We start from the raw sequence: 23802 nt of genomic DNA on the forward strand, positions 1-23802 counted from the left end.
CCCAAACCTCGAAAAACACGAAAGGCACGAAAGGCACGAACCAATACCTCCTAAAACGTTGTTAGTGTTCTGATGGAACTATGGCTAGGGCATTACAATGTCCTAATCTTGGAATTTGGAATTGCTGGCGCTGGATAGCCCAGCGTCTATCCCCATTCACCCAGAAAAACTTGATGAATGGGGATAGCCTGCGTTAGACACCCATTCCAGTCAAAAGACCCGACGTGCCTTCTAAGGCCAGAAAGGAGATGGATTCATTGGTGTGATTGAGTTCTCGGTCTAGGGATTGCTCTTCATGAACGCGCGCACCAAAGCTAATGTTGCTGATGTCATCAAGACGTAAATTAGCCGTGTCTGCGCCATAGTAGGAACTCAGTTTAGCAATGATGGATGGGGCTACATCAAAGGCTTCTTCAAACGTGACTGGGGTGCGATCGTTATTCACACTGCGCCCTGTTGTGCCCCCCTGTAATAAAGTATCGCCATCGGACGCCACACCCTGGTCAATGGCCAGCCAACCAATCGTCTCTTTTACATGTGCTCCACGATTGAGCGCTTCTTCCTCCTGCATTGCCAGCTGAAATCCTTGCTTAGACTGGTCTGTCATCCGAGTTGTCACCCAGTCACTGCCATTAAATGTTTGCACCTGGGACAGCACCGTGGGTGTAGATTGAAATCCTTGGAGATCAATCGTGTCAAAGCCTTTAGAGGTGAGACGATTGCCCCCATGGGTACCAGCCGAAATCCGAGTACCATCAGCCAGCGTCCAGTCCCCGGCCTCCATCACAAGATAGGAAACAGATTCATCTTTATGTTTACCATCTTTGTAGTTGGGCTCTTGCAGCCGCAGCTGAAGCGTATTGTCAGTGACATTCTGTACCCTGACAGCAGCTGGATCAGAGCCTTTGAACGTTGGATCAGAAACAATAACAACAGGATTTATATAGTCGTTATCGAGAGAAATCGTTTGCCAGTTGTGATTGAGATTGAGAGTGCCGTATTCACCGATAACGCTGTCTGGTTCCGGTTCGGGCTCTGGGGTAGGGTCAGGGTCTGGGGTAGGATCGGGAACCGGTGAGCTGGGGGCACTCTCAGTCAACGCCGCTAGATATCCCAAGCTATAGGACATGGGCGCAATGGTTTGCATAACCGTAAATTCAGAATGGGGGACCAAATACGTGACATCAAAGTGTCCCTCGGTGGTAGGCCATTGCTGGGGAAGAGGAGAGGTCACATCATCAAACAGATCCAGGGACCAATCATCGTAAGCGCTAAAATCCACGGGGCCGTAAAGGGTGATTCCCGGAGGCGCGTCACCACCAACGGCAATGCTATCAACAATCAGCGGATGTTCGGGCACCCGATGACCGAGACCGGTGGTATAGCTGACATTGTCAGGATTGGCGCCAAGAATAAACTGTGTGGCCAAAGTACCTGATTTGAGATATTTCTCATTGTTGGAGAGGGAGTGGGCACGGAATAAGTTTGTGCTATTAGGACCGAGACTGCCCCATCCTAGGGGTGCCCAAGGATCTTTATTCCATTTAAATCCAGTATTGTTGATGGCGGCAATTTCCTCATCTGCCGACTGTAGCAGAGAATTTTTGGCATTTGCCTGGATCGTTTTATCAACACCGGAGCGTTCAGTGCGGGAGTAGGTAAACGCAGAATTGCGACGATTGTGACTTTGCCAAACATAGGGAGAGGTATTGGGATCATCAAATACCGTAGTCTCTAAAAAGACCTGATGCCAGCGATCGCTCCCCGACAAGCGATATAACTCAGCGGCGGCTAAACTGCGCTCATCATAGACTTCTGTGTAGGTCTGATTGTTGTTGGGCAGCTGGGAAAATTCTTGCTCGGCCCACTCCATGGCTTTAATCGCACTCTCTCGATAGCCATTGGCTTTATCTGGAGCAATATCTTGCAAAACGTGGGCAGCATAGGCAGCCGTTGCCGCATATTTATAGCTGGACCACATATCTGGCGCATAGGCCATCACATCTAGAGACTCTTGCCAACTGGCTTCAAACCGCCTTGGATGCTCTGCCGACTCTACCCCACCGCGCACACCGCCATTAGGCAGCTGCAAACGCTTAAAAAAGTCCAGTCCCCAAAGCGCTTCATCGATAACATCTGGCAAACGGTTGTTGGATTCTGGAATATTGAGATCCACATCGTCAAAATAATCCGGAAACAGCTCGGCCAGCTCCAACATCGACCGGGTCACATCCAGGTGTTGAATACGTCGATCCCAGTCTCCGGCATCAAACCAGCCACCGTAGGCTTCAGGAACAAGTTCATCGGTTTTACCCGCAACTAACGCTTCAAAGACATTGACATCAGAATTTAACCCCATTTGGGTGTCCATCAACGTGGTTGTGGACTGGTAAATCTTTACACCATCGTCAGGATGAAACGGACGGGGACGTTCATAGTCGGTATACGGATTTCCTAACTCAATGCCGCTACGCTGGTGGTACATGCCGCGAGCCGAGACATAAAAACTATCGGCCCAAGCTTGGTCGCCAATATCAAAGGCAAAGGATGTGCCCACGCCGTCTACAGCAACTTTATAGGTGCCCTCGGTCTCAAAGTCACTAAAGTCCATCATGTAGACATCCGTGCCGTTGTAGTTGCGACCACGATTGTCCTCAGCCACATCTTTATCTTTGGCCAGTTCAATGGCACCTTCATACACCTTGTTGCCAGTGGCCTCATCAATCAGCCAGAATTTTTGTCCTGCTCGGTATTCGACACCTTGCCCTTGGGTCCCCATCCACGTGGAGAGAAATGCAACTTTTGCTGGTGAGTCTGGGTCAAACCCGATGTGAGAAACATGGACGGCCTCACTGCGATCTCCCGTGGGGTCATAGGTAAATGTGGTGTCTTCGATGCCGTTGCCGCTAAAATCAATGTCGTAACGTTTGCCTTGGTCAAGCGGCTGTGGCAATTCTAAAAATACTGTGTGTTCCATGGGCCACCCAAAGTCCCAAGACCCGGTTTCAGCAATACCGCCAATCTTGCTCTTACGAAATACACGAGATGGGGTCACGCCCTGGCTAAAGTCACTATCGCTACTAGATTTGAGGGTATAGTTACTGGCGTTGTCGGCCCAGTTGGTATCGAGTTCTGGTCCTTCTAAGACATCAAAAGTTCGAACCATCGTGTTGTCAGCTGCCATATGGCCAATGACCTGACCATTTCTAGACAGAATATTCCACTGGTTGATGTCATCGCCGGGCTGAGGAGTATAGGGGATTTGCCGACCTTTGACAATCTCACCTGTTTCGATGCGAAGAGCTAAAATAGTTGGGCTAACTGTATAGGCATCAGTAATTTTAACGGTGGATGCGTTAGCAGAATTCATGCTTGATAGCTCCAATGATGGATAAGTATTTTGTTGTAGATGCAGGGCGCTGCCTGAAATAACCTAGGGAGAAAACCTGGCATAGCAGATTCGACCACAACACATCAGTTCTCCACTAAATAGGGAGCCCACTGTTGCACCAGCAGAGAATCTCCAAAGCACAATAACTGATGCACTTTGCTCTCTTGTTTTTATGGTTAGCCTAGCCAACAGGTATTACTTGTGTTTTGTCACAACGCAAGTAGCCGTGCCGATGTCAATAGCCAAAGCAAGATAATGCTGAGATGCTTACAGACACGAAAGCTTACGACCCATCGCAAACCACCTATCCGGCAGTAATTTACCTGATCAACACGTAAAACAGACCAACACTGCTTCACATCAACAGCTAGCGTTTTGTAAAATGTCGGTGCGTAAATTAAAACAATAATGATGTGCTCACAAGTTTTCTAACTTAACGGTCCTGGAAATAATCAACACTATGTCGTTGATAAAATCCTAAAACAGAAAATTGACAGAGGTAGATGAGAACGTCTAATGCCATGAACTCAACTACAGTGAAACACAGCCTTAGTATTGCATATCCTTCTTCACATTGCGTAAAAAGCTTGTTAAGCTCAGATGAAGTGACCCACTTTTTTTAATGGCTGTGCCAACCCAAAAAGTGTCCTTATAAGAATGAAAAATTAGCTCTCATTTGAGATCTTATCGAACATCAAAAATCAAAGATATTCTTAAAATAATCGCGTCTCAGACATTCTAAGCTATCAAGAAAACACCGTTGCTGATTAAAAGCATGATTCAACCTGTAAATACGTTATAAGTCATATTTTGAAAATAGAATCACATCGAAGAGTAGTGATAGCCAAAATCTCTTTCCCGTTCTCTTTTTATCCCAAGAAACATTGTAAATAGGATTTTTCTGGGTGACTATCTGAAGTGAAATAACAACTTTAGGCTGACACTATACCTTTATGATGTCTCGATGGCGCTGGTAGCCTAAACATGGATTAGTAGCCTTACGGCTATCTACGTGTCGTAGCCTGGCAGCTTACAGTTAAGGTTGGCTATTCTTGCAGCCAGTTTTGAGGCTATAGACCCATATTTTCCGTGAAGCGTCTTTATTCGATGATTTGGACTGTCATTACTGAGCGAGCAGTACAAAAAAACTGGCTGCACCATGACTAACACCTGTTAACCATTAAGTTCAACTTTTATAGGCTATGTAAAAAACCATGCAGATGGGCCCTCTACATGGTTTTATGGTTGCTTCTGTGCTATGGGGGAGGAATGTATTCTACGACTCTACGTAGTAATACGAACAGGCAGAACCTTTGCCTCCCAACTATTCCAGGCTACTATCTGCGCTCCCGGGGCTTTGCTTTGTTTACTTTGAGTACACGACCCATCCATTCGGCACCATCCAGAGCTTCAATCGCTGCAGTTTCTTCGGCGTCTGATGACATCTCCACAAAGGCAAACCCACGAGGCCGACCCGTCTCCCTGTCGGTAGGCAAATGAGTGCTTTTAATGGTGCCGTACTCGGCAAAAACTTCTTCCACATCGCTTTTGGTGGCGTCATAGGACAAATTGCCCACATAAATTGACATAGAGATTCTCCAACATGAAAAAGTACATAGAGTTAGATTCGGAGAACCATTTGTAACAAAGATTAACCTGCCGAAAATAAATCTCACCAAACGCTAGCACATGGTTAGTAGTAAGAGTCAAAAATGCAGCAAAAATCAACCTCTGCTTGTATCCGGTTTTACTGGCTCAATCATGAATAGGTGCTGACTGCGCTGTTACTGGGAAATAAACCCGATTCTGAGGATCATGAGTGCTCACTCTGAGCACGTTCATCCTTGGCAATAATAAGGAGCTATAGATTTTAGATTGTGCGTACTTTATACATTGATTTGAGCGGTGACAGTCACAGCAATGATGTCAGCAGCCCCTGACATCGGCTCCAATTTCCAGCCCAGTCGCGCATCATAATCATTCATCATGGTTAAAAATCCCAGCCCTGACATGCTGATATTCTCATCACTGGAGCTAGCTTCTATCTGCTGCACATAGAGATCCTGTAGATCGAAGGCTAGCAGCTTTTCAATAAAGTGCTGTAATTTTTCGGCCCCAGCTTTATCGACACTGTTAGTAGCAAACATGACAGCGATCAGTTCCGGACCCTCCAGAAAATGTACCCCCAGTGTGACCTGCGGGTTAACAGCCTCAAGATTGAATTTTACGGCATTTTCTATGAGTTCATTGGCTACATAACTGATAGAGCTTTTAGCCTCTTCAATGCGTTGTTGCTCGTCAGGGTCGTCTTCATTAAATGGGAGAAAGCCAATAAAACAGTTCGCTAAGAAATAAGCGGATAGGCGCTGATTTTCCCAGAGTTTTTCAATGTCTTCCGATGTGGGCGTAAAGCATATTTCTAAGGAGTTATGTTGATTAGAAGAAATCTCAATAAAATCACCAAAAATTTGATTCATAAGATTGCCCCCTAAGATGCCGATTTGTGATGATCTGATAGATGATCTAGTTAAAGGACCCTTTGACTCACAGGACTTATCGGGTAAACCCGCTATTGGTGAGCTAATGAAAATTACTGTTGTTTGATGACTAACAATGTGATGTCATCGAATATCTTCTGACCACTCATAAAGTGGCGTACATCCTTTATGATAGCTTGCTTGACCTCTTCAGCAGTACTGTTCCAATGCTGGGTGATGACCGTATGCATACGGGTAATACCATACTGCTCTCGGTCTAAGTTATAGGCTTCCGGAATACCGTCAGTGTAGAGTACTATTCCATCTCCAGAGTGTAGTTCGACTGTTATATTATCGATAAAGGCTTTAATGTCATCATCCAGCCCAATGGGGATGCCCAAGTCCATGGTATCAATGCTTTCGATACTGCTATCGGCACGCACTATCAAAATCTCTTCATGCTGACCGCTAATACTGACATGTCTATCGGCATAGTTGAGAATAGCTAAAGTCAAATTCTTTTCGGAATCCATCCGCTGTACATTTTGATAAATGGTGCGGTTGAGGGTGTCTAAGAACTTGATGGGGTCATGCTCTTGGCTTTCTTTTAGGGTTCGCACAGCAGTTTGGGTCATTAGCATCAACATACCGCTTTCGAGTCCGTGGCCTGTGACGTCGCCGATACCTAATGTGACCACTCCCTCAGTTTGTAGTACATCGTAATAGTCTCCGCCGACTTCCTCTGCGGGTTCCATGAATCCGGCAATATCAAGGCCATCCACATTTTTTAGTTCTTCGACCTTGGGCAAGATCATCCGTTGGATTTTTCGGACTACGTCGAGTTCTGCGCCCATCCGTAGGTTTTCGGCTTTGAGTTTGTCATTGAGAGTGCTAATTTTCGCATTAGCATTGGCCAATTCAACGGTACGTTCTTTGACCTTATCTTCTAGGGTTTCAAACGATGTTTTAAGCTGACGGGCCATGCTAGCAAATGAATGGGCTAAGGTCCGTAGCTCGCTGATGGGGCTGGTTTCCATGTCTTGCAGGGTAAGATTGCCATTGGCAATGGCTTCAGAAGCTTGAGTGACGCGCAGTACCGGCTGAGTTAGCCAGCGGGTAATCAGTAGACCAACGCCAATGGCAATACCGAGTGCCAACAGCATCAGGCCGATGGTATTACGGTTATTGGCATAGATCTGCTCCATAAAGTCGGCTTCTGGAATGGCGACTACAATTAACCAATCGAGACCGCGACCATCACGAAAGGGGAGGACCTGGACGAAATGGCGTTGACCCTGGAGTTTAAAGTTGAGCTGTTGCGATCGCAAAATTTCATCTAAACCGCCAAATCGCTTAGAAATATACTGCGTAGTGCCCCGCACGAGCGGATCTTGGCTGTCCACAGCCTGCAAAAACTTAGGGTCTTCCGGATCCCCCAGCATCAACGGTTCATCCACAGAACTAGAAATCAAATGTCCTTTGCGATCGATGACAAACGCCTGACCTGATTTACCAATGTCTAAATCTTGCAAAAAACTACGAAACTCTTCTGGTAGGACAACATCTGCTGCACATACCCCCAACAGTCTTTGCCCTGAGCGATCATAGACGGGTAATCCGGCGGTAATATTGGGCAGTCCAGTGGTAAAAGCAATGTATACATCAGTCCAGACCGGTTGCTGAGCCTGAGTCGCGGCCTGATACCAAGGGCGCTGTCTCGCATCAAATGTAGTCTTGAGCTGGCGGATAAAATAGGTTCTTTCCCCACGGACATTCAATGTATGGTATTGGCGTTTTCCTCTAGTGGCCGCGTTACTATAGGAAAGCTGGAGAGAGCCACCCTCCGGGTCTCGTAAAACACCAAAAAAGTCACCCTGATTATTGCCACAATAAACAAAGGCAACATTGGGTGAAATTCTCATCTGTTGGTACAGCTGAGCTTCTCCGCGAGTCGCATTTTTAACATCTAGAATATTTTGGAGCAATGCCGTTGCATTGAGACGATTGATTTCATGGGGGGTTTCAAAATATCCCTGAAGCTCTCGTTGAATCCGGGCCGAGACCTCCATACGCAGCTGTGACGTGAGGTTTTGGATGGCCTGCTGGCTATTACGAAACGAAAGATAGCCCACTAATCCCACCGTCGTGCAAATCTGAAGCACAAAGGGAACGACCAGTACCCGCCGAATGGGAACACGAAAATTGCTAGGTAATCTACTCATTAAGCGTTTCATGCTTTAAGCCATCGTTGGCTGCGGAGGACAGGATATCTTGCCGTCAGCAATGTAAATTCGCAACAAGTAAGCCAACCCAGGCTACTCCAGGTCTAACCTTAGGCTCGGGAGAAACTTTTGGAGATTTCTCAATGATTTTCTCTGCCAAGGAATATCATGGGACCCTAGAATCACCAGCTGTATGTCTTGCTTTTTACGTAGGGCCAAAACATACTTACACAGCATGCTAATGCCAGAGCTATTGAGAAAAGATAACGTCCTGAAGTCAAGGGTGATCACGTCAGCATCACCGTTGGCCACCTCAGTTAGCAGCTCATTAATCGATGCATATTCCTGGGGACCACCGAGGGCCAATTCACCCTGAAATGTCGTGGTGACGGTATCGGCATTGTGGTGTACAACATAGTCCTTGCCTGTGATTTCTTGGTTTGTCATGTTGAGAGCATTGATTTAGCTGTGTGTGTCAACCTGATTTCGCTATGCTCCCATAGTTTTCTATGTCAGGGGGCATAGAGAAATTATCCTTTACCAAGGCCCTGCTTTATCCTGTACACCTCAACGAGTGATGCCTGAGCTAACTAAGTATGTTCTTGCCTTCAAAGTTACCAAGCATGACTCTGCAAAAATTCTTCTATCGCATCAATGAGACGATCAATCTCTGATTCTGTTGTGAAATAGTGGGTGCAAGCTCTGACACAGCTCGGTGACAACAGGGTGCGCAGATAGAACTGTCGCGTTTCGAGGTAAACCACTAGTTTTTGATGCAGCGTCGGAGCAGGAGCGCCGTTTTGAAAGATTCGAAACGATACTAAGCCAGATTCTGGAGGAGACTTTAGCAAACACCGAACCGAGCGTAGGCTGTTGAGCTTACCCCACAGAGAGCTGCTGAGCTGACAGATCCGAAAATAACGCTCTTCGGTGGTGCCCCAGTCATTGTGGGTTGCGATCGCAACCCGTAAGCCACTACACAATGCCACATTGGACGTGGACACCTCATAGCGTCGCGCATCGGGCTCCCAACCCGTGGGCTGCCCCTCTGTGCCAAGCGTAATGCCGCGCCAGCCAATATAAGTCGGGGATAGCTCTGCCATCGCCTCAGGTCTAACGTAGAGACCACCCAGACCCGCCGGGCCACAGTACCATTTGTGCCCGGTAAACGCATAAAAATCCACGCCTGTCTTCGCCAGCTGCAGCGGCAACATCCCCACTGACTGGGCCGAATCAGATAGGACTCGCACTGGCTGGGGCCGCTCGTGGCAGAGCTGACAGATAGCTTTTAACGGCAGCACCTGGCCTGTGTTCCACAGAATGTGGCTGATGACCAACAGCCGGGTCGTAGGACGCAGATGGGCTTGAATTGTGCTGACTGGGTCAGCAGAGTTGAGCTGACTAAGGTGGGGAAAGATGCTGAACTCGATGCCATAACGTCGCTGCAGCTCTTGTACGGTGGCAATGATGCCAGGATGTTCGCAGTCAGACAGCAGAATATGATCGCCGCTGCGCCAGGGCAGCCCCCACAGGGCAATGTTGCAACCGACGGTGACATTTTCAGTTAAGGCCAGGGTCTGGGGCGAAACACCTAGATCGTCTGCCAACATCCGACGTGTTTCCACACCCTCTGCACGCATCCACTGGTAGACCTTGCTCCCAAAGGGGCCACGGGTCTGAATCGTTTGATGGGCTGAGTGAATAGCCGCTAGAGCCGCCTCTACCATAGGCCCCTGACCACCGTAGTTAAAGTAGGCTTTGTTTTGCAGGGCTGGCACTCTCTGCCGATATTGCGCAATACTGACACTCATGCAGGCGTCACCACGTCAGTTAAAGATTTATCAAGTTTAATCTATTGTGTAAGGATTACTTTGTCTGTAGCCTCAAGCGTTGTGGCCAAGCATTTTGGGAGATTACAAGTCATTCCTGATCGATGAAGATCAGGCTTGAACGTATTTACTATCAGACTGGGTAAATTGTAAAAGAGATTACTGTTCTGCATTGATCAACGGAAATCAACTAATGCGCCTTTCACGCTCAATTTTGCTAGGGTTAGCAGCCCTAACCCTGACTAGCTGTGGTCCTTCAACGGTAGCTCAGTGCAACGCATTTGCCGATGTGATTAACCAAGCTCAGGTGTTTAAGGATGAGTTTGAATCCGAGATTGATAGCTTTACTCAGCAGGCTCAAGGGGCTGAAAGTTTAGGTGATATTCAAACCGCAGCCAGTCAGTACATCGACGCAGTCGATAAAGTGGTAGTTAGCATTGATGGCATGGTTACCAGCTTAAATGATCTAGATCTAGCTGATGAACAACTATCCGAGTATCGCGATGGCTATGCTGGCATTATTTCCGGTTCGGCTCAAGAGTTAGAGGTGGCGGGTGAAGCCATGCAGCTGGTGGCCGATGCGGAATCTGAGGCCGATTTAAGCAATGTGTTAGAGGAATTTCAAAACAAGGCCAACACTGCGTTTACCAAGCTACAGACCCTGTCTCAAGATGAGGCCACATTGGTCAGTGATATCAACACCTACTGCGGTGCTGAGGCCCCGATTGGGGAGACCGATACCCCTGCTGGAGAGACCGAAGCCCCCACTGGGGAAACTGAGACGCCTACTGGGGATACGGAAACCCCTGCGCCTGACGCTGAATAACCGCTCCATTCTCTACCCGACGCACGATAGAATCAGAGGCGCTGCTTGCTGAATCTTTCGTCATGGCTACGTCTTCTGCCGCTTTGCTCATTGAAACCGATGCTGCTGCCCACCAGGCTTGGACCCTTTCCCCTGGGGGAAAAGGGCTGCAGGGACGGTTGCAGGTGCCTGGCGATAAGTCCATTTCCCATCGCTCTTTGATGCTGGGGGCGTTAGCCAGCGGTGAAACGCGGATCAAAGGCCTGCTTTTAGGCGAAGACCCCCGACGCACCGCAGCCTGTTTTCAAGCCATGGGGGCCAAGATTTCAGATCTTGACGCTGAATGGGTGACGGTGACAGGGCTGGGAGTGGGACAGCTCCAAGAACCCACAGCGGTTTTGGATGCGGGTAACTCAGGGACGACACTACGGCTCATGCTGGGGGTGTTGGCGTCTCAACCGGGTCGGTTTTTTACGGTGACCGGGGATGACTCGTTGCGATCGCGACCCATGGCCCGCGTAATTACCCCCCTAACGGCCATGGGAGCCCAGATCTGGGGTCGTGATCATAATCAGCTAGCCCCCCTAGCAGTCCAAGGCTCGGCGCTCTCACCGATCCACTACCAGTCCCCTATTGCCTCAGCCCAGGTAAAGTCATGCATCCTGCTGGCGGGATTGTCGGTGGATGGCGACACCACGGTCACCGAGCCCAGCCTCTCGCGAGACCATAGCGAACGCATGCTCAGGGCCTTTGGTGCCAACCTGACAGTCGATCGTGAGGCCTGTCGGGTCACACTACACGGTCCTAGCCAGCTCCAGGGGCAGACTGTGATCGTTCCTGGCGACATTAGCTCGGCAGCCTACTGGATGGTGGCTGCAGCCATCGTCCCCGGTTCGGACCTGGTGATTGAAAATGTCGGTGTCAACCCCACACGTACCGGTATTTTAGAAGCCCTGCAGCAGATGCAGGCCGATATTACCTTAGAAAATAGCCGTGAGGTCACTGGGGAACCCGTCGCCGATATCCGGGTGCGGACTAGCCAGCTCAAGGCCTGTACCCTGGCCGGTAGCTTGATTCCTCGATTGATTGATGAAGTACCGATTTTAGCGGTGGCGGCTTTGTTTGCCGACGGCATCACCCGGATTGAGGATGCGGCGGAGCTGCGGGTAAAAGAAAGCGATCGCATTGCCGTGACCGCCAGCCAGCTCAATCGTTTAGGGGCTTCGGTGAGCGAGCTGCCCGATGGCTTAGAGATTCAGGGTGGCGCTAGCCTCACCGGTACTGATGTGGATAGCTTTACGGACCATCGTATTGCCATGAGCCTAGCCATTGCGGCTTTGCGAGCCCAAGGCACCACCACGATTCGACGAGCAGAAGCTGCCGCTGTATCCTATCCGCCCTTTGCCCAAACCCTTGAGCAGTTTGCCCTTTAAGCATTGTCCTTGGCCGCTGACAGGGTGGACCGCTGCCTCAAAATTAGGTTCATAAAAGCGCTGTGAGTATCAATCCCGTTCTGTAGCGGGCACTCTAGGGCCAATGTTGCCTCCCCTAGAAATTTCTATGGGCTATCCATTGCCCTGCTCTTGAGTGGGTTCAAAAAGTAGTATCTATGCAGAAGATTTTACTCATTGGGTCATCAACGTTACCACCAGCGATCACCGTACAGAGCATTGAGGCCGCTGGCTACAGCGTAGAACATGCAGCAACAGGAACGGCTGGGTTAGCACTGGCCCATGCCCACAATCCCAATTTAGTCATCTGTCATTGGGCGTTACGAGACGGCAACGGTCATCAGGTATTGCAGCAAATGCGTCGGGATAGTCAGCTGGCGGTGATCCCATTTATCTTGCTAAGCGGACTCTATGATCACAGACATCTTCGACACACCATGCAGCTGGGGGCCGATGACTGTTTGCTCTATCCCTTTTCCCATGAGGCACTGCTGGATGCGATCGCAGCGCGTCTAAAACAGCAGCAGGCGATTAGCAACCATTATCTCGGTCATTTAAGGCTGGCAGCAGAGCACTTCAACCGCCTTTCTTACTACGACAGTCTGACCACACTGCCCAATCATCTGCTATTTGAGCAACGCTTTACCCAGCTGATTCAAACCTCCACCGCACCAGTGGCCCTCCTATCCCTGAGTTTGGACCGGCTTCGACAGATTAACAATATTTTGGGCTACCCAGCCGGTGATAGCCTTTTGCAATCAGCCAGTCATCGTCTGCAAGCCTGTTTACCCACCAATACGACTCTCGCACGTCTGACGGGTAATCAGTTTGCCATTGCCCTGGGCCACATAGAACGCCTTGCAGTCGTTAGACAGCTAGCAACAGAGCTAATGGATGCCCTGAGCCGTCCTTTTTCACTACCGGGGCATGAAGTATTTATTACCGCTAGCCTTGGCGTAGCTATGTATCCAGACCATAGCCAAGACCTACCCACTCTAATGCGCCAAGCCGATGCAGCCCTAGAATATGCCAAACGCCAAAAAAGTAGCTATTGCCAGTTTTATCAATCCGATATGACTGTTGCCACTGAATATCAAATTCGGTTAGAAACCTGGCTACGCTATGCCCTCGAACGGGATGAGTTTGAAGTCTATTACCAGCCGCAGCTCAATTTACGCACAGGCCGAATCGAAGGTGCCGAGGCCTTGATCCGGTGGCATCATCCCCAAAAAGGCGACATTTCGCCAGGGCTGTTTATTCCCCTGGCGGAAGAGACCGGACTGATCATTTCCATCGGCCAGTGGGTATTGGAAACTGCCTGTCATCAAGCTCGCCAGTGGCAGGATATGAACCTGGGCCTGCGCCATATGTCAGTTAATCTATCCAGTGTTCAATTTAATCAAGGCAGGCTTAGCCAGCAAGTAGCCCAGACACTGCAAGACAGTGGCCTATCGCCCCATATGCTAGAGCTAGAAATTACTGAAACAGCGCTGATGCAAGATGCCAATGCAGCGATCAGAACCTTAAATGAGCTGAAAGAATTAGGCATGCGTTTAGCCGTAGATGACTTTGGTACCGGGTATTCATCCCTCGGCTATCTACAAAAGCTGCCCATTGATACCCTCAAGATTGATAACTGTTTTGTCCGTGGTGTTACCACTGACCGTAAAAACCAGGCCATCCTCAAGTCAGCTATCCAAATGGGGCACGATCTGGGCTTATGTATTATTGCGGAAGGCGTGGAAACCATGGATGAGCAGTCTCTTCTAGAAACCTATCAATGTGATTTTGCCCAGGGATACTTGATTGGCAAACCAATGAGTGCTCAGGGGCTGCAGGCGTATTTAGAACAGCGTTTACCCCTGGTCAGTTTAGCCTCATAGTTTTCAACCATGGGACTCTATCCCCACCGTAATTTTGCGAGGGCGTTGGGGAAAAATAAAGACACACCTATACAGTAAATGTTATGAAGCGGCGGCGCTTAGGCCAGACCCTTAACGGCTAGCGAGCTACCATAGCGTTGACTCTAATATCATGCTGAGGCAGCAAGATGATGGGGGTACTGCTCAATAAAAAACGTTTCTGGGTTGCGGGTTAGGCAAAAATTTATGTGGCGACAGTGGCAAAAGGCTAAGAACTATCTCCATAGCGTACAGGCATACCAGGATATGAGCCCTGATCTGTCCATGCGTCGGCAGGTTAATCAGTTTCTACGTCAGCATCGTCGTCCTTTATCCCAGGCCGCGTGGTGTGATGAATGTCATCGAGCTACCCGATCTCCAGACGACATATTGCTGTTTATTTATCGCTCATTAGAAGCCTATTCCGGTATTGAGTTTAATCGAGTCAGACCCCATGATCGTCTGGTGGATGATTTGCAGTTTCCTCTGGTGTGCTGGTTTGATTGGTCGATGACCTTTTGTGATGATGTGGTCGCTCAGTTTGGCATCGATATTAGCGACTGCTTTGATGAAACGTGTGTTGAGACCCTGGCCGATTTGATTCTTTATTTAGAGGCACAGCTAGGAAATGCACCTTCATTTTGAAATTCTGAGACTTTCTTTAACAAACACAAGCAAGCCTTGCTAGCACTGGACAAGGTTTATTACAGACCAAGACTAACTTGATGAAGTCACCACGGCATTGCACTAAAATATAACCGGCACTCTTACCGTATTAGTCTTGCCATGCCTAGAACCCAGCGTAACGACAACTTCATCGATAAGTCTTTTACGGTCATGGCCGATATGATCCTAAAGATGATGCCGACCAAAAAGCAGGCAAAAGAAGCGTTTGCCTACTATCGTGACGGTATGTCTGCCCAAGCCGATGGGGAGTATGCAGAAGCCCTAGATAATTACAGCGCCGCACTTGAGTTGGAAGAAGATCCCTACGACAAGAGCTTTATTCTCTACAATATGGGACTCATTCACGCCAGTAATGGTAAGCACGATGAAGCACTAGAGAAGTATGAAGCAGCGATGGGCCTGAACCCTCGGATGCCTCAGGCCCTCAATAATACGGCGGTTATCCATCATTATCGAGGTGAGCAAGCAGAAGCCTCTGGGGATACTAAAGCCGCTGAGGCCCTATACGATAAAGCAGCTAGCTACTGGCTAGAAGCGATGCGGATGGCTCCCAATAATTACATTGAGGCGCAAAACTGGTTGAAAAATACAGGGCGGATGCCAGCGGATGTATTCTTTTAATCGGTTGGCTTGCTGACTTAGGACATTTCTGGCAAAAGAGCTACCAGTTTTCAAGCCCCCAAACCCCCTATTTTGTGGGCTTTGAGCTTTGCGTTCCCATTGAACGATGAACATTACTCATCATACTTTTCTCACTTATCCCCAATGATTGATTTAGAACAGGTCCGTAAGGTCGCGCTATTGGCTCGACTCGATCTGACTGAGGCAGAAGAGCAGCAGTTTACGGAACAGCTAAGCGGCATATTAGACTATGTGCAACAGCTCAATGAACTCAACACTGACAATATTGAGCCGACCACACGGGCGATTGAACTCAGTAATATCACCCGTCAAGACGAGCTGACTCAATTTGAAGAGCGGGAGTCTATTTTAGAAATTGCACCGGATCGTGAGGATGACTTTTTTAAGGTGCCTAAGATTTTAGGGTAATTGCCCATTCATTGGGGGTATGTCGTTTAAGGGGGCGTTCCATGGAACGCCCCCTTAAAAATTTTAATTACCCAAATCGCCTAAAAAACGGAGGTAGTCGTTGCTCATTTCTTTGACGGCGGCCTCATAAAATTGTTGGCCATGATCTGGGGTGGCTAGGTCTGGATTAGAGCCCATGCGGCCATCTGGATAGAACCGACGGAAATCGGCAGCGCCATAAATACGGTGACCAGAGGGAGCTACTTGGGGCTCCAAGGGCGCGGATTTGATGGACTCAGGATAGGCATATTGGGTCAGGGCCACTTCGCTAGGGGTGGCGTGGGATCCTTCCTGGTCACCGTAAAGTTCTTTGGCTAGGGTATAGACGGAGCGACACATAAACCAGTTGGCAAGTTTGCAGCGGACCTGGTCGGCTCCGGCAATATGGAGATCCGCTAGGGTGGCATAGGTTTCAGAAAAGGCGGCTTTGAGGGTGGCCATGTTGCCCCCGTGGCCGTTGATAAAGTAAAAGCGGGTAAATCCTGCCCGAGCTAAGGGCCTGAGATAATCCTGGATGACGGCAATGAGAGTACTGGGTCGTAGGCTCATGCTGCCGGGAAAGGCGGTGTGATGTAGAGCCATGCCCACATTGATAGTGGGGGCGACTAGGGCTCCGGTTTGCTTGCCGACACCCACTGCAATCGTTTCTGCACAGATAGCGTCGGTGCCAATCAGTCCCGTGGGACCATGTTGCTCGGTGGAGCCGATCGGCAAAATGATGCCTTGCGATCGCAATAAATAAGCCTCCACCTCAGGCCATGTACACAGCTGCAATTTCATAATTGATCTCCGTCACCGATAGCATGCTTATTTCTAGTGGTCAAATTTCAGTCCCCTCCCTTAAGCTATAAGCTGTGGTTACTGACCACATGGTCGCCTAGATGACGGGTAGATTTCTATGCTACATCGCAAGATATACCAACTCTCCTGCGACGGTCGAGAGGTGTGGGTGTTTTTGAGAGATCAGCATCGCTGGATTGAACGAGCCAAAATTTTAAATATCGAAGGCGATCTCGTCACCCTGCGCTATGAAACCGAAGAGGACGACGAGTGCTGTTCCTGGGAAGAGATGGTACGACTGGAAAGCATTGGTGCCATCCAGCAAAAGCTGGCCACCGTGCCTAAAAATGATAGGGAAATAGTTATTTCAGATGATTGTCCCACATCTGAACAGATTCACGAGTAGACGCGTTGGCCCTAACCGCTACCGAGGCTGAAATTCTGGACAGTAGCCGTCAGGGGCCACAATCTTGCCAAACAGCGGCGACTGGATCTGCTGGCAGCTACGCTGCTGATAAAACTGGCAGTTGTCACAGACGGCGCGATCGGGAGCTAAACGGTTGGTCATGGCTGTCAGCTCAGACGGGTCCACCCCGCGCAGTACTAAATTTTCACCTTGCCAGTGGGCTTCGATGATGCCGGTTTCAGCAAAGCTTTGCCAGCGAACATCGGTGGAAATGGTAGGAGGCAGTTGGATAGAAACCTGGACTGGAGAGTCATTAACCGTACCCTCAAAGGTGAGCTCCTGAGGCGGCGGTGGTGATGAAAACTGCGTTCCCAAAAACAGAGATAAGGGATTTCCCGGTAGGGGAATATGGAGCTGGTAACGACTGTGGAGCGACTCTAAATTGGCAAGGGCGCTGAGGTTTTCTAACTGCCCATGGACCAGGACAACATGGCGCGGGCGGAGATTATGGATCAGCTGGGTAGTGCCGTCGCCGTCGCAATGGCTATAAAGCTGGTAGGTTTCTAGCTGGACCGTGCCCGATGTGGTCGTATTCTTGAAACTATCAAACCAGTCGTAGGCTGGACCGTAGGTATTGACTTGGGCCTGCCATGCGCGCAGATCGGCGTGCTCTGGCAAAAAGACACTCCAGGCACCCCGATAACGCTGACAGTAGAAGTCAGCGGGGGTGGCCGGATGTACTAACAGGACGGCAGGGGCTTCGATGGTATTACCCTCTGGCGTGTTGAGTAGCTTAGGCAAGGGTTTAATGGTGGGATTAACCCGCTCATCCCAAAAAATAGACTGGTGTTGGGCAAAGTTTTGGACGTTGCGAGGAAAGGTGTCGGGATGATGCTCTAATAGCTGCAAATAGGCGTCACAGCTGTGGACGAGGGCCGGATCTACCCAAATAGTCAGGGGCTGCCCGGTAAAATGATAGTGACTGCGCCAAAGCATTAGCAGCTCCTGACCCAGACCCACCAGCGGGACAGGAAACACGACACAGCGGGATTGATCCAGGTGCGATCGCAACCGCTCTATCAGCTTATTTTCTTGGTAGCGACGATTGGGATACTGCGTAGCCCCCAGCGTGCCCTCAACGATTAGCACGTCCGGATTTAGCCCTCGCAGTGCAGACAGGGGTAACCCCTCCACCAGCCGGGTACTGGAGAGAAAACAATCGCCTGTATAAAAAACTCGACGGGATTGATTGTTGTGAGCATAGGTCAACAGCACACAGGCGGCCCCCGGCAGATGCCCTGCGGGCCATAGCTCAATGGTAAGATTAGCGGCCACCTCTACGGGGCTACGCCACGACAATACTTGAATAGTTGGGACTAAGTCCCTATCCGTTAGCAGGGAGCTGGTGGCGGCTGTGGCGTAAATGGGCACTTGGGGCCACCGCTGCTGCAAGAGACCCAAACCTCGCCCATGGTCGGGGTGGGCATGGCTGCAAATTACCAAATCCGGTGGCCGCGACTGCTCTAGGGAGTCTAACGTGCTTAAGCCACAGTCCAAAAGCACCCGATGGGGGCCTATAGAGAGTCCTAAACTAACGCCTTCACGATCATGGCCGACGCCATAGGGATAACAAACGACGGTGTCTCCATCGGTGGTGTTTGTTGCTCCTGGCGGTGGCAAAACAGCATCAGCCCCCATCGGCTTAGATGGGCTAACGGCAGCGGTGCCTAGTGGGCAGAGCCATTGCCATGGTAGTCATCAGAGTCATAAAAGCCATTTTGGGTGCCAAAAAACAGGCACGCTACTGAGAAAACAATGGCTAAAACTGGCAAGATTGCTTTTATATCCACGGATGGTAATTCCTTAAGTACTAAAGCGCACGCTGAGTGCAAATCTATGGGCAGTCGAACGATTGGACAAAATGACCAATCCGCTCTTTGGATCCTAACAAGTTCATTGCGGAATGCAATCCTAGATGCCCGGACTGTTACATAACTGTTATTTACTGCACTGTTATTTACTGCAATACTATCTGCCACCTGATGATTACTGCTGACTGGTGCGATCGCAATACCCTCCAGGTGGCGCCTGACCTAATCGGCTGTACCCTGGTCCGTCAGCTTCAGGGCCAGATCCTACGGGGGCGGATTGTCGAAACCGAAGCCTACTGTCCTGACGATCCCGCCTGCCATGCCTATCGAGGGAAAACCCCCAGCAACGCCGCCATGTTTGGACCGCCAGGGCACAGCTATGTTTACCTGATTTACGGCATGTACCACTGTTTTAATGTGGTGACCGAAGCCGCTAATACAGGCAGTGCTGTCTTGATTCGTGCGATTGAGCTGAGCAATCTGCCACCGGGGTTAGATCCAAAGTACGTCCGCCAGGGCCATCGAGTCGCAGCCGGACCTGGTAAGCTCTGTCGCACGCTCTCCATCAACCGCCGTCACGATGGCCTAGCCTTGATCCCATCGCATCAGCTGTGGCTCGAACACCGCTCGCCCACGTTTCAACAACAGCTAGACCAGGGGCAGCAAAACTTGATTCAAACTACCCGCATTGGCATTTCCAAAGCGGCTGAGCGGCCCTGGCGCTGGTATCTCAAGGACCACCCCAGCGTTTCTAAACGCTAGGCATCTACAGCACAATTTCCTTGCCGCGATTAGTAAACTCCACCTGGTCCACTTGCCAGGATGGGTTCTGCATCAGGGTCTCTTCCAAACCACCAAACAGTCCCTGCTGTTCGCAGCTAGATAGCGATAAAAACTGCCGCTCAGAATCTTCTGCCAGGCGCAGGTCCACCGTTGCCTTACTATTCTCAACCTTGACTCGGTAGCCCGACAGCTTAAATGCTTCAAATTCATGGCGCTCAAGCACCTCACCCACGGCCCCAGACATAGGTTCTGCGGCTGGCACCTCTACCGATTCCGCTTTAAAGTTGCTGCAGCTGTCATCCATCACATAGATCGAAACTGCTACCATTTCAGGCTTCGTATCGGTCGCCGGGGCTGTATCATTCGCCTGGCTTTCTACGGTTGGAGTGTCCGCTGTTGCCTTGGGATCGTCAGCCGTCGTTTTTTCATCGTCTACCGTTTCCTCAGCAGGGCTTTCTACGTCGGCTGGCGGGGGCTCAGTAATGTCAGTGGCACCATTACAGCCTGCAATGGTCACCCCCACGGCCACAAATAAACCTAACAATACCTTTGGGAACCGCACCATTGAATGAAATACTAAGTAGAGATTATATTCATATCCTACAAACTGAGGTATACAACTGTCCCTAAAGTGTGACACTTTGCATTAACCTCAGACGTTCGCTCTCGTCCCCTATTCAATTTTTGGCTGTTTATGGCCGACAATCTTTGGAGTCGTCGCCACATTCTTTCGTTAGAAGATTTCACCCCCGGTGACTATCAAACCATTCTCCAAACGGCAGCTAGTTTTCGTGAAGTCCTTTCCCGCCGTACTAAAAAGGTCCCAGCGCTACAGGGCCAAGTCATTACCAATCTTTTCTTTGAACCGTCTACCCGGACGCGCAGCAGTTTTGAGCTAGCGGCTAAGCGTCTGTCTGCAGATATTCTTAATTTTTCTCCAGGTAGCTCATCGCTCAAAAAAGGAGAAACCATTCTAGATACGGCCAAAACCTATCTGGCCATGGGGACTAATCTGATGGTCATTCGCCATCAACAGGCGGGGGTGCCTGCCATCATTGCCCAAGAAATGGATCGCATTAACGCTGGAGTGGGAGTGCTGAATGCTGGTGACGGTCAGCATGCCCATCCATCCCAGGCATTGCTAGATTTGTTTACGATTTGCCGTAGCTTGGATGCCGCTAATCCCCAGATCCAGCATCTCCAAGGGAAAAAAGTAGTGATTGTGGGAGATATTTTGCACTCGCGGGTGGCTCGTTCTAATATCTGGAGCCTAACGGCCTGTGGGGCGGAGGTGCATCTTGTCGCTCCACCCACCCTGCTGCCCAAGCATTTTTTAGAGGCGTTTAATCGACCGGTGAGGTCTGATGATGGGGCTGATGACAGCGGGGAAGGTGCGATCGCGACTCGCCAGCTCCATCTTCACTGGCAGCTAGAACCAGCGTTAGAGAATGCCGACTTTGTGATGGCACTGCGTCTACAGCATGAACGCATGAGCCAGCATCTGCTCCCTAGCCTGCGGGAATACCACCAGCAGTTTGGGATCACCCGTGAGCGGTTGCAAGCATGCCATCCTAACGTGAAAATTATGCACCCTGGCCCCACGAATCGAGGGGTGGAACTAACCTCAGACCTGATGGATGATCCTCAGCTCAGTCTCGTTCCCATGCAGGTGACCAGTGGTGTGGCCACGCGCATGGCACTGCTGTACCTGATTGGGGGTGTCAAGTAGCCCAGTCCTCACCATGACACCGCAGGCGATATTATTGATAGTCGGAAAGAGTTGGTGCTGCGGTTGCGGATTAGGCTTGACCTAATCTGAGGAAAGTCCGGGCTCCTAAAAGGTCAGGCTTGCTGGGTAACGCCCAGTGCGGGTGACCGTGAGGATAGTGCCACAGAAACATACCGCCAATGGAAAGGCGGAAGGCGGAAGGCGGAATTTAAACTCATCCTTCATCCTTCATCCTTTCACAGGTAAGGGTGCAAAGGTGCGGTAAGAGCGCACCAGCAGTATCGAGAGGTACTGGCTCGGTAAACCCCGGCTAGGAGCAAGGTCGCAGGGGGCATGGTTGACCTTTTTCCAGCCCCGCTTTTGGTGTACCGCTAGAGGCAACTGGTAACAGTCGTCCCAGATAGATAACCGCCCGTTGATGTCGGCCGACATTAGCGAGAACAGAACCCGGCTTACGGCTGACTCTTTCCATTTTTTAGTTTTGTACAGAGTTTTGTACGGATTGTACAGTTTGTATGCGCGCAGGAGGGTGGGCACAGCCCATCAAATAACGGTGAATGGTCGGTAGCCACAAAACAATAAGCAGTGAACAAGAGGATGGACAAGGGGCCATAGGAGAGCGCCGACGGCGGCAGTTGGCAACGTTTGTCACGACGTTAGGATTGGCCGATAGCACGTTTGTACACTGGGAGCTGCTACATCAGGCGCTGGTGGATATTTCGCGCTCGGCCGCTCAGAATAACGAAGTGTTGGAATTTTTAGGGGATGCGGCCCTGCGGTTGGCAGCAGCTGAGTTTTTGCAGGAAACCTATCCTCAAATGTCGGTGGGAGAGATGGCAGCGGTGCGATCGCAGCTGGTTAGCGATCGCACCCTGGCAATTTTGGCTAAAGACTATGGCTTCAGCCGCTATTTGCAGATCTCCTCCAGTGCAGCGGGGGACCAGGCTGGCCAAAGCTCCCGACTGGCTGATGCCTTCGAAGCCGTGCTGGGGGCGCTCTACCTGAGTACCCACGACCTCAGCCTGATTCGCCCCTGGCTTGATGCCCACTTTGAGCGACTGACCCACACCATCAAAAACGACCCGGCCCGCCACAACTACAAGGCGGCCCTCCAGGAACTCACCCAGGCCCATAGCAAACAGCTGCCTGAGTACACCGTCTCGGAAATTAGCCAGCGCCACGGCGATCCTGAGCGTTTTTATGCACGGGTCCAGTATCAGGGCAAACTGTGGGGAGACGGCAAAGGCCCCTCGATCAAACAGGCTGAACAGCGCGCTGCCCAGCAAGCCTATGAGCAGCTGGAGCCGTTGATTACCAGTCAATAAGCAGAAATAAGCAAGCACTACGGCCAATGGAGCAAAACAGAGGGCAAATCCAGCTAGCGCTGATGGGGGTGGGGCGTTGGGGCACCCACCTACTGCGCAATTTTTTAGCCCATCCCCAGATCCAGGTGCGGGCTGTGGTCGATCCGTGCGCCGAGCAGTTGACGGCCACAGCCGAGAAATTTAACCTAGATGATGCTGTAATCTTGTTAACCTGCTGGGAAGATGCCCTGGAGATCGCAGACTTAGATGCCGTTGCGATCGCAACACCCGCCACGACCCACGAAGCTATCGTTACAGCGGCCCTGCAGCGTCAGCTCCATGTCCTGTGTGAAAAGCCGCTCACTCTCACCGCTGCCACATCCGCTGATCTCTGCACTCTGGCCCAGCAGCAAAATCGACAGCTGTTGATCGACCATACCTATCTCTTTCATCCTGCTGTTACCGAGGCCAGGGCAAACCTCAACCGCCTGGGTACCCCGCGCTACGGCTATGCGGCTCGCACCAACCTGGGGCCTGTGCGTCGAGATGTCGATGCCCTTTGGGATCTGGCGATCCATGACATCGCCATTTTTAATCACTGGCTGGAGGCCGCCCCCATCCGTGTCCAAGCCCAGGGGCTGAGCTGGCTGCCACACTTCGAGCAGCCCCTAGCCGATGTGGTCTGGTGTCGTCTGCACTATGCCAGCGGTTTTGAAGCGATAATTCATGTCTGCTGGGCCAATCCCCACAAACAGCGGCAGTTAAGTTTAGTTTGCGATCGCGGCAGCCTCCTCTTGGATGAAATGCGTCCCGATGCCCCCCTCTATCTCCACCTGGGTCATCCAGCATCCGACACATTTGCTCCCCAGGCGTTAGACGCCATTCCCTTGGCTGTGCCCAACCAAGAACCCCTAGCCACTATGTGTGATCATTTTGTGCAAACCGCGCTCACGAACCAAGTCTCTCCAATTTCCTCAGGCAGGGTCGGGACCACCCTAGTTGCTATCCTAGAAGCCCTTTCCCAATCCCTGGCTCAAACGGGTGCATGGGTATCTTTGGCAGCGGCTCCAGGCTGAA

Annotated in this window: 21 protein-coding genes and 1 other RNA gene; 12 read left to right on the forward strand and 10 right to left on the reverse strand. The window is 50.5% G+C overall.

Features of this window, described 5'->3' with window-relative positions:
- Nucleotides 1-193: 193 nt before the first annotated feature.
- From IQ260_RS05570 to IQ260_RS05595, 6 genes are all read right to left on the reverse strand, one after another.
- Nucleotides 194-3370, reverse strand: coding sequence for a glycoside hydrolase family 9 protein (locus IQ260_RS05570; protein WP_193991619.1), 3177 nt, complete (start codon nt 3368-3370; stop codon nt 194-196).
- A 1358-nt stretch (nt 3371-4728) separates the two neighbouring features.
- Nucleotides 4729-4980 (reverse strand): RNA recognition motif domain-containing protein, encoded by a 252-nt coding sequence (locus IQ260_RS05575; RefSeq protein ID WP_193991620.1) that lies wholly within the window; start codon nt 4978-4980, stop codon nt 4729-4731.
- Nucleotides 4981-5277: 297 nt separating this feature from the next.
- Nucleotides 5278-5868, reverse strand: a complete 591-nt coding sequence (locus IQ260_RS05580) for a slr1658 superfamily regulator (protein ID WP_193991621.1) — start codon at nt 5866-5868, stop codon at nt 5278-5280.
- Between the two features lie 113 nt (nt 5869-5981).
- Complete coding sequence (locus IQ260_RS05585) at nt 5982-8090, reverse strand: SpoIIE family protein phosphatase (protein WP_228015600.1); 2109 nt, start codon at nt 8088-8090, stop codon at nt 5982-5984.
- Between the two features lie 93 nt (nt 8091-8183).
- Entirely contained in the window at nt 8184-8537 is a 354-nt protein-coding gene (locus IQ260_RS05590) for a slr1659 superfamily regulator (protein ID WP_193991624.1), read from the reverse strand.
- A 167-nt stretch (nt 8538-8704) separates the two neighbouring features.
- Nucleotides 8705-9901: an aminotransferase class V-fold PLP-dependent enzyme gene (locus IQ260_RS05595; protein WP_193991625.1), complete on the reverse strand. Its 1197-nt coding sequence runs from the start codon at nt 9899-9901 to the stop codon at nt 8705-8707.
- Nucleotides 9902-10112: 211 nt separating this feature from the next.
- On the opposite strand from IQ260_RS05595, the gene IQ260_RS05600 reads away from it, so the two are divergent.
- From IQ260_RS05600 to gatC, 6 genes are all read left to right on the forward strand, one after another.
- Entirely contained in the window at nt 10113-10745 is a 633-nt protein-coding gene (locus IQ260_RS05600) for a hypothetical protein (protein ID WP_193991626.1), read from the forward strand.
- A gap of 62 nt (nt 10746-10807) precedes the next feature.
- The gene (aroA, locus tag IQ260_RS05605) at nt 10808-12157 is read left to right on the forward strand and encodes a 3-phosphoshikimate 1-carboxyvinyltransferase (RefSeq protein ID WP_193991627.1); all 1350 of its coding nucleotides are present in this window, start codon (nt 10808-10810) and stop codon (nt 12155-12157) included.
- A gap of 176 nt (nt 12158-12333) precedes the next feature.
- Nucleotides 12334-14058, forward strand: coding sequence for a putative bifunctional diguanylate cyclase/phosphodiesterase (locus IQ260_RS05610; protein WP_193991628.1), 1725 nt, complete (start codon nt 12334-12336; stop codon nt 14056-14058).
- A gap of 225 nt (nt 14059-14283) precedes the next feature.
- Nucleotides 14284-14721 carry a hypothetical protein gene (locus IQ260_RS05615; protein ID WP_193991629.1) on the forward strand — a complete coding sequence of 146 codons (438 nt, stop codon included), beginning with the start codon at nt 14284-14286 and terminating at the stop codon, nt 14719-14721.
- Between the two features lie 141 nt (nt 14722-14862).
- Nucleotides 14863-15384 (forward strand): photosystem I assembly protein Ycf3, encoded by a 522-nt coding sequence (locus tag IQ260_RS05620; RefSeq protein WP_193991631.1) that lies wholly within the window; start codon nt 14863-14865, stop codon nt 15382-15384.
- 144 nt (nt 15385-15528) lie between these two features.
- A complete protein-coding gene (gene gatC / locus IQ260_RS05625; protein ID WP_193991633.1) occupies nt 15529-15813 on the forward strand; it encodes an Asp-tRNA(Asn)/Glu-tRNA(Gln) amidotransferase subunit GatC in 285 nt (94 codons plus the stop codon).
- Between the two features lie 63 nt (nt 15814-15876).
- Here the strand turns inward: gatC and IQ260_RS05630 are convergent, their stop codons facing one another.
- Nucleotides 15877-16632 carry a creatininase family protein gene (locus IQ260_RS05630; RefSeq protein WP_193991635.1) on the reverse strand — a complete coding sequence of 252 codons (756 nt, stop codon included), beginning with the start codon at nt 16630-16632 and terminating at the stop codon, nt 15877-15879.
- Between the two features lie 118 nt (nt 16633-16750).
- Between IQ260_RS05630 and IQ260_RS05635 the strand changes: the two genes are divergently transcribed.
- Nucleotides 16751-17038, forward strand: a complete 288-nt coding sequence (locus tag IQ260_RS05635; RefSeq protein WP_193991637.1) for a DUF6679 family protein — start codon at nt 16751-16753, stop codon at nt 17036-17038.
- 18 nt (nt 17039-17056) lie between these two features.
- On the opposite strand, the gene IQ260_RS05640 is transcribed toward IQ260_RS05635, so the two are convergent.
- Both IQ260_RS05640 and IQ260_RS31415 read right to left on the reverse strand, forming a co-directional pair.
- Nucleotides 17057-18736 carry an MBL fold metallo-hydrolase gene (locus IQ260_RS05640; RefSeq protein ID WP_193991639.1) on the reverse strand — a complete coding sequence of 560 codons (1680 nt, stop codon included), beginning with the start codon at nt 18734-18736 and terminating at the stop codon, nt 17057-17059.
- A 29-nt stretch (nt 18737-18765) separates the two neighbouring features.
- A complete protein-coding gene (locus IQ260_RS31415) occupies nt 18766-18888 on the reverse strand; it encodes a hypothetical protein (RefSeq protein WP_265579503.1) in 123 nt (40 codons plus the stop codon).
- 192 nt (nt 18889-19080) lie between these two features.
- Here IQ260_RS31415 and IQ260_RS05645 point away from each other — a divergent pair, with 192 nt between their 5' ends.
- Nucleotides 19081-19671: a DNA-3-methyladenine glycosylase gene (locus IQ260_RS05645; RefSeq protein WP_193991641.1), complete on the forward strand. Its 591-nt coding sequence runs from the start codon at nt 19081-19083 to the stop codon at nt 19669-19671.
- Nucleotides 19672-19675: 4 nt separating this feature from the next.
- On the opposite strand, the gene IQ260_RS05650 is transcribed toward IQ260_RS05645, so the two are convergent.
- On the reverse strand, nt 19676-20257 hold the full coding sequence (locus tag IQ260_RS05650) for a sporulation/spore germination protein (protein ID WP_193991643.1): 582 nt from the start codon (nt 20255-20257) through the stop codon (nt 19676-19678).
- Nucleotides 20258-20386: 129 nt separating this feature from the next.
- On the opposite strand from IQ260_RS05650, the gene IQ260_RS05655 reads away from it, so the two are divergent.
- From IQ260_RS05655 to IQ260_RS05670, 4 genes are all read left to right on the forward strand, one after another.
- Complete coding sequence (locus tag IQ260_RS05655; protein WP_193991645.1) at nt 20387-21421, forward strand: aspartate carbamoyltransferase catalytic subunit; 1035 nt, start codon at nt 20387-20389, stop codon at nt 21419-21421.
- Nucleotides 21422-21467: 46 nt separating this feature from the next.
- Nucleotides 21468-21892: RNase P RNA component class A (gene rnpB / locus IQ260_RS05660), an RNA gene on the forward strand.
- Between the two features lie 86 nt (nt 21893-21978).
- Nucleotides 21979-22746 carry a ribonuclease III gene (rnc, locus tag IQ260_RS05665; RefSeq protein WP_193991647.1) on the forward strand — a complete coding sequence of 256 codons (768 nt, stop codon included), beginning with the start codon at nt 21979-21981 and terminating at the stop codon, nt 22744-22746.
- 26 nt (nt 22747-22772) lie between these two features.
- Entirely contained in the window at nt 22773-23801 is a 1029-nt protein-coding gene (locus IQ260_RS05670) for a Gfo/Idh/MocA family protein (protein ID WP_193991649.1), read from the forward strand.
- Nucleotide 23802: the final 1 nt, after the last annotated feature.

Source organism: Leptolyngbya cf. ectocarpi LEGE 11479 (genome assembly GCF_015207065.1).
Lineage (GTDB): Bacteria > Cyanobacteriota > Cyanobacteriia > Phormidesmidales > Phormidesmidaceae > Leptothoe > Leptothoe ectocarpi.